This is a genomic window from Aquimarina spongiae, from assembly GCF_900141785.1.
Classification (GTDB): domain Bacteria; phylum Bacteroidota; class Bacteroidia; order Flavobacteriales; family Flavobacteriaceae; genus Aquimarina; species Aquimarina spongiae.
Genome location: NZ_FQYP01000008.1, coordinates 301,539 through 313,539 on the forward strand (window position 1 = coordinate 301,539; position 12,001 = coordinate 313,539).

Annotated in this window: 10 protein-coding genes; 7 read left to right on the forward strand and 3 right to left on the reverse strand. The window is 37.4% G+C overall.

Annotation, left to right across the window (positions count from 1 at the left end):
* Positions 1-2 precede the first annotated feature (2 nt).
* Positions 3-2,510: a type I DNA topoisomerase gene (topA, locus tag BUE24_RS18645; protein ID WP_073319421.1), complete on the reverse strand. Its 2,508-nt coding sequence runs from the start codon at positions 2,508-2,510 to the stop codon at positions 3-5.
* A 106-nt stretch (positions 2,511-2,616) separates the two neighbouring features.
* A complete protein-coding gene (locus BUE24_RS18650) occupies positions 2,617-3,408 on the reverse strand; it encodes a hypothetical protein (protein ID WP_073319424.1) in 792 nt (263 codons plus the stop codon).
* A gap of 128 nt (positions 3,409-3,536) precedes the next feature.
* On the opposite strand from BUE24_RS18650, the gene miaB reads away from it, so the two are divergent.
* From miaB to groL, 7 genes are all read left to right on the forward strand, one after another.
* Complete coding sequence (gene miaB, locus BUE24_RS18655) at positions 3,537-4,982, forward strand: tRNA (N6-isopentenyl adenosine(37)-C2)-methylthiotransferase MiaB (RefSeq protein ID WP_073319427.1); 1,446 nt, start codon at positions 3,537-3,539, stop codon at positions 4,980-4,982.
* A 34-nt stretch (positions 4,983-5,016) separates the two neighbouring features.
* On the forward strand, positions 5,017-6,282 hold the full coding sequence (locus BUE24_RS18660) for a sigma-54 interaction domain-containing protein (RefSeq protein ID WP_073319430.1): 1,266 nt from the start codon (positions 5,017-5,019) through the stop codon (positions 6,280-6,282).
* A 43-nt stretch (positions 6,283-6,325) separates the two neighbouring features.
* A complete protein-coding gene (locus BUE24_RS18665; protein ID WP_073319433.1) occupies positions 6,326-6,832 on the forward strand; it encodes an LptE family protein in 507 nt (168 codons plus the stop codon).
* 24 nt (positions 6,833-6,856) lie between these two features.
* On the forward strand, positions 6,857-7,792 hold the full coding sequence (locus BUE24_RS18670; RefSeq protein WP_073319435.1) for a hypothetical protein: 936 nt from the start codon (positions 6,857-6,859) through the stop codon (positions 7,790-7,792).
* A gap of 7 nt (positions 7,793-7,799) precedes the next feature.
* Positions 7,800-8,126, forward strand: a complete 327-nt coding sequence (secG, locus tag BUE24_RS18675) for a preprotein translocase subunit SecG (RefSeq protein ID WP_073319438.1) — start codon at positions 7,800-7,802, stop codon at positions 8,124-8,126.
* Between the two features lie 144 nt (positions 8,127-8,270).
* Positions 8,271-8,546: a co-chaperone GroES gene (locus BUE24_RS18680; RefSeq protein ID WP_073319441.1), complete on the forward strand. Its 276-nt coding sequence runs from the start codon at positions 8,271-8,273 to the stop codon at positions 8,544-8,546.
* Positions 8,547-8,631: 85 nt separating this feature from the next.
* Positions 8,632-10,269, forward strand: coding sequence for a chaperonin GroEL (gene groL, locus BUE24_RS18685; RefSeq protein ID WP_073319444.1), 1,638 nt, complete (start codon positions 8,632-8,634; stop codon positions 10,267-10,269).
* Positions 10,270-10,405: 136 nt separating this feature from the next.
* Here groL and BUE24_RS18690 read toward each other — a convergent pair whose 3' ends face one another.
* Positions 10,406-11,887 carry a helix-turn-helix domain-containing protein gene (locus BUE24_RS18690; RefSeq protein ID WP_073319447.1) on the reverse strand — a complete coding sequence of 494 codons (1,482 nt, stop codon included), beginning with the start codon at positions 11,885-11,887 and terminating at the stop codon, positions 10,406-10,408.
* Positions 11,888-12,001: the final 114 nt, after the last annotated feature.

Here is a 12,001-nt window from a genome sequence, read left to right on the forward strand (position 1 = left end):
ATTTATTTCTTTTTGGTAGTCGTTTTCTTTTTGGCAGTTGTTTTCTTCTTGGTTGTCTTTTTCTTGGGAGCATTCTTTTCGATAAGATCTTTTACTTTATCCAAGGTCAATTTGGTAGCATCCACGGTCTTAGGCAACTCAATTTTGATTTTTCCTTGGATGATATTACTTCTACCCCACCTTGCTTTTTCTACACGAATACCTTCTTCTTCCCAATTATGAATTACCTTATCGATCTCCTTTTGTTTCTTTTCTTCGATAAGATGTACAATTTCTTCATCAGTAAGATTATCGAAATCATACTTTTTACTCACATTGATAAACATATTGTTCCATTTCAGGAACGGACCAAATCTTCCTTTCCCTTTTTGAACTGGTAGATTTTCATATGTATATATAGGAGCGTCTGCTTTTTCTTTCTCATCGATAAGCACAATTGCCCTATCCAGATTAACCTCTAGTGGATCCTCTCCTTTAGGCAAGGAAACAAACTTATCTCCAAAACGAACATAAGGTCCAAACCTACCATTATTTACAACGATAGTTTCTCCTTTATAATTACCCAACTCTTTTGGCAATTGGAACAAGTCCATCGCTTCTTCAAAAGTAATGCTACTTAAAGTTTGTCCAGGTGGTAAACTTGCAAATTTCGGTTTATCTTCATCATCGGCAGTTCCGATTTGTACCATAGGACCAAATTTCCCTAATCGCACACTCACTACCTTCCCTGAAGCCGGATCCTCTCCAAGGATGCGCTCTCCCACTTCTCTTTCTGCATTTTGCGCAACATCTTCTACTCTGGGATGAAATTCTTCATAAAACTCTTTCATCACATGTGTCCAGTCTTCCTGACCTTCGGCAATCTCATCAAAATCTTGCTCTACCTTTGCAGTAAAGTTATAATCCAGAATCGCAGAGAAATGATTTACCAAAAAGTCATTTACCACAACTCCTACATCGGTAGGGATCAATTTCCCTTTATCACTTCCTACTTTTTCGGATAACTTATTTTCTTTTACAGTATCTCCAGACAACATAAGTTGCACATACGGCCTTAACTCTCCTTCCTTGGCTCCTTTCTCTACATAGTTTCTATTCTGAATAGTAGAAATCGTTGGTGCGTAAGTAGAAGGTCTTCCTATTCCTAGCTCTTCTAATTTTTTTACCAGAGATGCTTCGGTATATCGACTTGGCGGACGAGTAAATCTTTCGGTTGCTGAAATATATGCATTATATAAAGTCTCATTGACTTTCATCTGAGGCAAAATTCCTTTTTGCTCTTCATCTTCATCATCATTACCTTCCAGATACACTTTCAAGAAACCTTCAAATTTGATCATCTCTCCATTTGCGGTAAAATGCTCATTATGCGTATTTGCCTCAATTCTCACATTAGTTCTTTCCAATTGAGCATCGCTCATTTGCGAAGCAATTGCACGTTTCCAGATCAACTCATATAATCGTTGTTGATCATAATCTACATTTACCGTATGTCTCGAAAAATCCGTAGGACGAATCGCTTCGTGAGCTTCTTGAGCCCCTTTGGCTTTTCCTTTATATTGTCTTGGTTTACTATACTCCTCTCCATAAGCTGAAACAATCTCAGCTTTAGCTCCGTTTTGTGCTTCAGTAGAAAGATTGACACTATCTGTTCTCATATAGGTAATCAAACCGGCCTCATACAATCGCTGCGCCATGGTCATGGTTCTGCTTACCGAGAAATATAATTTACGAGATGCCTCTTGCTGCAATGTAGAAGTTGTAAAAGGTGGCGCTGGCGATTTTTTGGCTGGCTTTTTTGTCAATTCTCCAACCTTGAAAGTAGCTCCTATATTTTTTTGAAGAAACGCTTCTGCTTCTTCTTTGGTCTTAAAATTCTTAGGAAGTTTAGCTTTAAACGATTTTCCACTTTCGTTAGAAAATTCTGCATCGATTCTGTAGGATGCCTCTGGATTAAAGCTAGTGATCTCTCTTTCGCGTTCTACAATTAATCGTACAGATACTGATTGTACTCTACCTGCAGACAATCCTCCTTTTACCTTACGCCATAACACTGGAGATAATTCGTATCCCACCAATCGATCCAAAACACGTCTTGCCTGTTGGGCGTTTACCAGATTATAATCGATGGTTCTAGGATTTTCTATAGCTTTTAAAATTGCATTTTTAGTAATCTCATGAAATACAATTCTACGTGTTTTCGCTTTGTCTAATTTTAGTGTTTCTGCAAGGTGCCATGCAATAGCCTCTCCTTCTCGGTCCTCATCACTTGCTAGCCAAACCATTTCAGCTTTCATGGATAGATCCTTTAGTTTCTTTACGACATCTTTCTTGTCTTTAGACACTATATATTTAGGAGTAAAATCTCCATCAACATCGACCCCTAATTCTTTGGCAGGCAAATCCGCAATATGCCCAAAACTAGATTCGACAGTATAATCTTTTCCGAGAAATTTTTCTATAGTTTTGGCCTTGGCAGGCGACTCTACAATCACTAAATTCTTAGCCATAATCCTTTAATTTCAGACCACAAAAGTATATCAAAAAAATGATATCAAGATTGTTTATCAAAAAATTAGTTTAAAAATAAGCTGTAAAAATAACAGCCGATCGCTTTTATTTTACAAACAGTGTATTGTCTTGCTCTTCCTCATCATCATCAAAACCTACCGTGTCTTTATACAAATAATACACAGGCATATACACAAAAGAAGCTGTAAAAAACACTCCCACCAAACACAAGAGAAAACCAACAAATTGAGCCAGAATCGACGAAATAATAATAAGTCCAAATGCAATCAGCCAAACTTTGTTTCCTAATTTAAAACTGGCCTTGATCAAATCCGAAGTACTTAGGTCCGGGTTGAAAGCAAATATCACTCCTAGTAACTGCAAAGGCACAATCACATAAAAAAGAGGAAGATAACATAATAAGGTAGCCAATAAAGCAATCCCAAACGTAGCAATGGCCAGTGTAAATATTTTGATTAAATACTTTCCTTTAAAAAACATGAAATATTTTGAGCTTTCCAGTTCACCCAAATCAGCTTGTTTGCAAACTTTATAGAAGTGAGCAGTGATCCCTAACTGAAAAGCTGATGCAATAATAGATACTACCAAGACCAGAATAATAAATAAAATCATTATTCCAATAGACAGCTCTTCGTGACCATATCCAGGATCTCCATACTCCGAATAACCACCCTCATATCCTGCCAATCCCGCTAATGCAATTATAGGAATATACATGACAAAAATTAAAGGTAAAACAATGACAGTGGATATCAGTAAATGAATGAATCCTTGTAACCAGACTTTTTTGAATAACTCGATACTCTTATTAAATATATCTCCAAAATCTGGGGATTTGCTATTTTCTATTTTTCCAAAAAGTTTATTGGCTTGCATAGTGTTTATTTTTGGTTGGACTTCTCAAATATATATTTTTTAAAAATAAAACCCTGCCACTTTGTCATAAATCGTATTAAAAAGTATCTTTGCACATTATTTGCCTCAATTCGTTAAGGAATATTTGTATGGAGAAGATTATAGATGAAAATAAACAAGGACAACCTCTTGTTCTAGACCAGGAGAAGGAAAACCAACGAAAGCTTTTTATCGAAAGCTATGGTTGTCAAATGAATTTTAGCGATAGCGAAATAGTAGCTTCTATTTTGGCTAAAGAAGGATTTAATACCACACAAAATCTAGAAGATGCTGACCTAGTATTGGTCAACACTTGCTCTATTCGCGAAAAGGCAGAACAAACTGTAAGAAAACGTCTAGAAAAATATAATGCCGTAAAAAAAATCAATCCAGGAATGAAAGTAGGAGTTCTTGGCTGTATGGCAGAGCGTCTTAAAAGTAAGTTTCTTGAAGAAGAAAAAATTGTGGATCTCGTAGTGGGTCCGGACGCATATAAAGATCTACCTAATCTTATCGAAGAAGTCGACGCAGGTCGTAATGCCGTAAATGTCATCCTTTCTAAAGAAGAAACCTATGGAGATATTTCTCCAGTGAGATTGCAAAGCAATGGGGTTTCTGCCTTTGTATCAATCACAAGAGGATGTGATAACATGTGTACCTTCTGTGTAGTTCCGTTTACCAGAGGAAGAGAACGTAGTCGTGATCCACAAAGTATCATGGAAGAAATTAACGAATTGGCAACTCAAAATTTTAAGGAAATTACCTTATTGGGACAAAACGTAGATAGCTACCTATGGTACGGTGGAGGATTGAAGAAAGATTTTGAAAAAGCCAGCGATTTTCAAAAAGCAACTGCCGTAAATTTTGCAAAGTTATTGGATATGGTTGCCGAAAAACATCCTAAACTAAGATTGCGTTTTACCACTTCTAATCCTCAAGACATGACATTGGATGTAATTGAAGTAATGGCAAAACACAAAAACATCTGTAAATATATTCACCTTCCTATCCAAAGCGGTAGTGATCGGATCCTGAAGGAAATGAACAGATTACATACCCGACAGGAATATTTTGATCTTATCGACAATATCAAACGTATCATTCCGGATTGTGCGATCTCGCAAGATATTATTACCGGGTTCCCAACAGAAACCGAAGATGACCATAAAGACACCTTATCTCTTATGGAATATGTAAAATACGATTATGGTTTTATGTTTGCTTATTCGGAACGACCTGGAACACTGGCTGCACGTAAAATGGAAGATGATATTCCTGAGCCGGTAAAGAAAAGACGTTTGGCAGAGATTATTGAGGCACAACGCAAACACAGCGCATACAGACATCAAAGTTTTGTGGGGCAAACCGTAGAAGTTTTGATCGAGAAAGCCTCAAAAAAATCGGATGCACACTGGAGTGGTAGAACTACTCAGAACACCGTAGCAGTATTCCCAAAAGGAGATTACAAAATAGGAGATTTTGTAATGGTCAAAATTAATGAATGCACGAGTGCCACCCTCTTGGGTGATGCTGTTGGGTACTCTGACAACAACTAAATAAAACAACTTAAAACCAAGTAATATAAACCGAATGGAATCTGTTCAAGCCATAAAACAAAGATTTGGAATTATAGGTAACGACCCTAAACTAAATCGTGCGGTAGAAAAAGCCATTCAGGTGGCTCCTACCGATATTTCGGTTCTGGTAACTGGAGAAAGTGGAGTGGGTAAAGAAAGTATTCCAAAAATCATACACTCATTATCGCATCGCAAACATGGCAAATATATCGCTGTAAACTGCGGTGCGATTCCAGAAGGAACCATCGACAGTGAATTGTTTGGTCACGAAAAAGGTGCTTTTACCGGGGCAACGCAAACCAGAAATGGATATTTTGAAGTAGCCAGCGGAGGAACGATCTTTTTGGACGAAGTCGGTGAATTACCATTAACCACTCAGGTTAGACTTTTGAGAGTGCTCGAAAACGGAGAATTCATCAAAGTAGGGTCTTCAAAAGTACAAAAGACCGATGTTCGTATTGTGGCAGCGACCAATGTAAATATGTTTGAAGCCATCAAAAAAGGAAAATTCAGGGAAGATCTGTACTATCGTTTAAGTACGGTAGAAATTCTACTACCTCCTTTACGAGAGAGAAAAGACGACATCCATCTTCTGTTCAGAAAATTTGCTTCAGACTTTGCCACCAAATACAAAATGCCAACCATTAGGCTTGCAGATGATGCGGTAGCCATGCTAGAAAAATATCATTGGAGCGGAAACATCAGGCAATTGCGCAACATTGCAGAGCAAATTTCAGTCCTTGAACAAAACAGAACGATCTCGGCAGTAGCCTTAAACAGTTATTTACCCAATATTGGAAGCAACCTGCCTGCTGTGATTTCTTCTGACAAAAAAGAAAGTGATTTTAGCAACGAACGAGAAATTTTGTACAAGGTTCTTTTTGATATGAAAGGAGATCTTAATGACCTTAAAAAGTTGACTATGGAGCTGATGCGGAGTGGCAACACCCAACAGGTACAAAAAGACAACGAAGGTTTGATTCGAAAAATTTATCGCGAAGACGAGGAAGAAAAGAACGTTCATTTTGAAGAACCGGTTACTCCTGCCGCAGAAGTGTTGCAGATTTCTTCGCCAACGCCTCCTATAATAAAAGAAGAAGACAAATATCACTTTGCCGAAGAAATTGAAGAAGAAGAAACCTTATCCCTTCAGGATAAAGAATTAGAATTGATAAAAAAATCATTGGAGCGCCATCGAGGGAAACGAAAAGCCGCTGCAGAAGAATTAGGGATTAGCGAGCGAACGCTGTATAGAAAAATCAAACAATACAACCTGTAAGTGATACAGGGGTTTAAACAAAACAACTCATAATTTATAATTAATGAGCAAAGTAAAATACATTATCATTGCTATACTGGCAATCACATTATGCCAGGGATGCGGGGTTTACTCTTTTACCGGTACCAACATCTCTCCAAACACCAAAACGTTTCAGGTCAACTTCTTTCAGAATCAATCGCCCAGGATTTTCCCCGGAGCCGATCAACGATTTACTAATCAGTTACAGGATCTGATTCTTAACCAAACTAATTTGGATTTGGTGACCTCAGGAGGAGATATTATTTACGAAGGAGAAATTGTACAGGATTATGTAGCTCCAAACACAGCTACTTCGAATATCACAGCAGCACAAAACCGATTGACCATCGCGGTGAATATGCGATTTTATGACACCAAAGATTCTACTCAGGATTTGGAACAACGCTTTTCATTCTTTTTCGATTATCCGGCATCGCAATCTGAAAATGCAGTTAGAGATGAAGCCTTACAAATCATTTACGAAAGAATCACACAAGATATGTTTAACGCTACCTTAGCAAGGTGGTAATCTATCAAATTATACAAGTATCTATTGAACACCAAAGAGCTTACATATTTGCTTCAACATCCCGAAGAATTGAACAAAGGACAAATCTCGAATTTAGAAAAAATCTCTAGAGAGTTCCCTTATTTTCAAGCAGTAAGACCTTTGCTACTAAAAACACTGAAAGCACAAGGTAGTTTTACCTATAATCAGGAATTAAAAACTACCGCAGCCTACACTACAGATCGTACGGTACTTTTTGATTTTATTACTTCTGACGTTTTTCAAGAGAAAAAAGAAGAAACCGCTACATCAAAAAAGAGCAAATCTGATATCGAGGTTGTGGACCATGAAGAGGTAAAGACACTTCCTAGAATGGCGATGGATGATGCCATTAAAATGGACATCGAAGAAGCAGAAGACGTGCTTGATCCTGCGCTTTTTTCTACTAGAAAAGAAGAAAGTCTCTTACAACAGATTCATATTACGGAAGAGGAAGAAAAACAGGACCCGAAAGAAATAGCAAGCGACACCAAAGAAGATGAACTACAAATCGATAAGCCGCTTGATTTTAATAGAAAAGAAACACATTCGTTTGCAGAATGGCTAAAACTTACCTCGGTACAGCCTATAGAAAGATCAGAAGAGGATCAGGAAGAGAAGTTACCTATTGAAGAGCAAGAAAAAAAATCAGATAATTCGCTAAAACAGAAAGAAAAGTTTGATCTTATCGACGAGTTCATTGCCAGCAACCCCAAAATACAACCAGCTGCAAAAAATAGTCCGACCCGTAATCTGGCAAAGGAAAATCAAACCCCTACAGATGAGTTAATGACAGAAACTTTGGCCCGAGTATACCTGGCTCAAAAAAACTATAAAAAAGCAATTCAAGCTTATAACATATTAATTTTGAAAAATCCCGAAAAAAGTGGTTTCTTTGCAGACCAAATTCGAGCGATCAAGAAATTACAAGAAAATAAATAACAATATAATGACAACGTTTTCAATCTTTTTAATACTAATCGTTATTGTATCTTTTTTACTAGTTGTAGTAATTATGGTACAAAACCCTAAAGGAGGAGGTTTATCATCTTCTTTCGGAGGTGGTGGAACTCAGCAATTAGGTGGTGTAAAAAAGACTTCAGACTTTTTGGATAAAAGTACCTGGACCTTGGCCACGCTATTATTGGTATTGATTTTATTATCAAATATCGATTTGATGAGTACCGGTACCGCTCAGGAGTCAAAAGTAAATACAGATGATGTACAAGTAGAAGCTCCTGTCACTCCGGCAACGGACAATGACGATCAAGAGTAACATGATCATAAAAACAACTACAAAAATGTCGACTTGTCATACAGTCGGCATTTTTTGTTTCAATTTGTCAGTATCCAACCACTGGCATAATTTCTGAAATAAGCAACGAAGATTTCAATTAATAATAAAAAAACGAATCATAAAATGGGAGTAAATATCAAACCTCTTTCAGACCGTGTGGTTGTTGAGCCACTTCCTGCAGAAACTCAAACTGCATCAGGACTATTTATTCCTGACTCTGCTCAGGAAAAACAACAGAAAGGTAAAGTTGCCGCTGTTGGTAATGGTAAAAAAGACCACGAAATGACTGTAAAAGTTGGAGACACCGTACTTTATGGGAAATATGCTGGTACAGAATTAAAATTAGATGGTAAAGATTATCTAATCATGCGTGAGGATGATATTCTAGCTATTGTTTAATTCGCAACAATTCTTTAAAAACAACAAATCAAAAGTTCCAGCCTTTGACCGTTGGGACAGACAATTTCAAAATACATAAATCATTATGGCAAAAGATATAAAATTTGATATCGAAGCACGTGACGGTATAAAACGTGGTGTAGATGCATTGGCCAATGCAGTAAAAGTTACTTTAGGACCAAAAGGTCGTAATGTAATTATAAGCAAGTCTTTTGGAGCACCTACAGTAACCAAAGATGGTGTTTCTGTAGCCAAAGAAGTAGAATTAGAAGATGCTCTTGAAAATATGGGAGCGCAAATGGTAAAAGAAGTAGCCTCAAAAACTAATGATCTTGCCGGTGACGGAACTACGACAGCAACCGTTTTGGCACAAGCTATCGTAAAAGAAGGACTTAAAAACGTTGCTGCGGGTGCAAACCCAATGGATCTAAAACGTGGTATCGACAAAGCTGTTGAAGCTATTACTGCTGATTTGGAAAAGCAAACTAAAGAAGTTGGTGATTCTTCAGATAAAATCAAACAAGTAGCTGCCATTTCTGCTAACAACGACGAAACTATCGGTGACCTAATTGCTCAAGCTTTTGAAAAAGTAGGTAAAGAAGGAGTCATCACTGTAGAAGAAGCTAAAGGAACAGAAACTCACGTTGATATCGTTGAAGGAATGCAATTTGACAGAGGATACCTTTCTCCTTACTTTGTGACCAACAGCGAAAAGATGACTACCGAGTTAGAAAGCCCATACATCTTATTGTTTGACAAGAAGATCTCTGCAATGAAGGATTTATTACCGATCCTTGAGCCAGTAGCTCAAACCGGAAAACCTTTATTAATTATCGCAGAAGATGTAGATGGAGAAGCTCTTGCAACGCTAGTAGTAAACAAGCTTCGTGGGGCGTTAAAAATTGCTGCTGTAAAAGCCCCTGGTTTTGGAGACAGACGTAAAGCAATGCTTGAAGATATCGCTATCTTAACTGGTGGTACTGTAATTTCTGAAGAAAGAGGATTTACTTTAGAAAATGCAACTATCGATCACTTAGGAACTGCAGAAAAAGTAGCTATCGATAAAGATAATACAACTGTAGTAAACGGTGCTGGAGAAGAAGAATTGATCAAGAATAGAGTGAACCAAATCAAAGCTCAGATCGAGACCACTACGTCAGATTACGATAAAGAAAAATTACAAGAGCGTTTGGCTAAGTTAGCCGGAGGTGTTGCTGTACTTTATGTTGGTGCTGCTTCTGAAGTAGAAATGAAAGAAAAGAAAGACCGTGTAGATGACGCACTTCATGCTACTCGTGCTGCCGTAGAAGAAGGAATTGTTGCCGGAGGTGGTGTTGCACTAGTAAGAGCTAAGGCGGTATTAGACAAGGTAAAAACTGAGAACGCAGACGAAGTAACTGGTGTGCAAATCGTAAACCGTGCTATCGAAGCTCCTCTTAGAACAATTGTAGAAAATGCTGGAGGCGAAGGTTCTGTAGTGATTTCTAAAGTTTTGGAAGGTAAAGATGATTTTGGATACGATGCAAAATCTGAAGCGTATGTAGATATGCTAAAAGCTGGGATTATCGATCCTAAAAAAGTAACTCGTGTTGCTTTAGAAAATGCAGCTTCTGTATCAGGAATGATCCTTACTACCGAGTGTGCATTAACAGACATCAAAGAGGATGCTCCTGCTGGAGGCGGAATGCCACCAATGGGCGGAGGTATGCCAGGAATGATGTAAGTCGCACGGCGACAACAAAATTATTTAGCGCTTGTGAAGTAAAATTCCTGAGCCAGCTAATAAAATATAAAAACCCATTTTGAACGTTTCAAAATGGGTTTTGTTTGTATATAAAGTATAATACGCTCTAAAACTTCTACGAATACTGTTTCACTAAATCTTGAACCAAAGAGGCTGTTTTTTTGTGTTTTTCTCTTATCAATAATCGTTTAGGTGGCGCCATACGCACATCACAATCTTTAAGAGAACAAGATTCGCAAGTTACCCCCACTTTGACCTTTGGTATTTTTGAATCGCCAACAAACTTAATTTTTTTCTCTAACGCTGACGAAATCAAGAAACCGATTCCAATGCTACGATAATAGTCTTTTCTAAACGGATCTTTGGTTGCTGAAGTAAAAACCAGATATTGCTGATCGGTATCGGCATAATCAGAAATCTGGATGTTAAAAGTATATTCTAAATCTTCGTTGGCAGTACGTTGCAAAGTTTTGATAGCCATCCATCGCCTACAATAGTGCTCGTTAATTTCATTGGCATGGGGTTGCTGCTGATGAGTAATGTGCAACTCCTTTACCAAATTGAACTTTTCGACACCTTTTTTATGGGTAAACCTAAGAAAGAATACATTTTGCATTCCAAAATCCTTAGGCAATACATTAGTCAAACGCTGATAAAAAGACTCCGGAGATGCATTGTAAAGATTCATAATCTTATGAAAAGCCTTTTCAGAAAAAGTTTCTGAAGAAAACAATTCTTTAAGCTGCTCTCCTAAATGTTGTCTAGGCAAAATAAGAGCTCCTGCAAAATAAGAGGCATAAAAGTTATGCAACACCTCTTCAAAATGATTATATCGTATCCAGGTAAAGGTATAAGGGCGATCTGTAATCTCCAAATATTGATACCCTAGCTCTTTGGCAAAAATAAACGTCTTTTGAGCCTCATCTACTCTATCCGAAAGCAATAAGGTCTTGGTCGAAGGCACAAATACAGATCTCAGGTTATCCAGCTCCTCCTGTTTGGGGATTCCGGATTCATTAATATTATACCCATATTCTTCTTTCAGTATCTCCTCTAGTTCTGCCGATCCAATTTTACCAGTCAGATCTAGTTGGTAGGTATTCGCACAACGTATTACTTTATCTTCTAAATCTTTAAAAAAGTTATTATGCGCTTCTTGGTAAGAACGCAGAGAAGCCAGATAAAATCCTTCGCGACTCATATTATAGTGCTGAGCGATCTCTATGATCGTACTTATAAATGCATTTACCTTTGATGGGGCATTTGCAATGATATCGATCAAATCACTTTGCTGAATTCCGAAGAGTTCCAACGGAATTTCATCCAAAATACCTGACTGTAAAATCTCTCCAATAGGAGCCAGATTTTTATCCAATTTAAGAGAAACTAATTGATCATAAGGCACCCCAAGTGTTTCTGCAAGTTTGATGATCTTATCCGTTTTTGGATATTTTTTTCCTTTTTCAATTTCGTTGAGATACGACTTTGACAATCCACTTAATTTGGATAATCCAAAAAGAGACAAATCCTTTTCTGTACGTATTTGCTTGATTTTCAAGCCAAAAATAAGTCTAATATATTCTTCTGCTATCGCCATAGAATCAAAAGTAAGAATTTTCGCGTAATCTTGGAAAAAAGAAAAAATTCACATTTAGCGAACGTTCGCTTGTTTTATAAAAAACTTTTTTTTAATATTGTTCACTCAAAACGA

Excerpts from the sequence above, each read along its gene's own strand:
- BUE24_RS18660 (WP_073319430.1), top strand. The coding sequence starts at position 5,017 with ATGGAATCTGTTCAAGCCATAAAACAAAGATTTGGAATTATAGGTAAC.
- miaB (WP_073319427.1), top strand. The coding sequence starts at position 3,537 with ATGGAGAAGATTATAGATGAAAATAAACAAGGACAACCTCTTGTTCTA.
- groL (WP_073319444.1), top strand. The coding sequence starts at position 8,632 with ATGGCAAAAGATATAAAATTTGATATCGAAGCACGTGACGGTATAAAA.
- secG (WP_073319438.1), top strand. The coding sequence starts at position 7,800 with ATGACAACGTTTTCAATCTTTTTAATACTAATCGTTATTGTATCTTTT.
- BUE24_RS18680 (WP_073319441.1), top strand. The coding sequence starts at position 8,271 with ATGGGAGTAAATATCAAACCTCTTTCAGACCGTGTGGTTGTTGAGCCA.
- BUE24_RS18650 (WP_073319424.1), bottom strand. The coding sequence starts at position 3,408 with ATGCAAGCCAATAAACTTTTTGGAAAAATAGAAAATAGCAAATCCCCA.
- topA (WP_073319421.1), bottom strand. The coding sequence starts at position 2,510 with ATGGCTAAGAATTTAGTGATTGTAGAGTCGCCTGCCAAGGCCAAAACT.
- BUE24_RS18690 (WP_073319447.1), bottom strand. The coding sequence starts at position 11,887 with ATGGCGATAGCAGAAGAATATATTAGACTTATTTTTGGCTTGAAAATC.
- BUE24_RS18665 (WP_073319433.1), top strand. The coding sequence starts at position 6,326 with ATGAGCAAAGTAAAATACATTATCATTGCTATACTGGCAATCACATTA.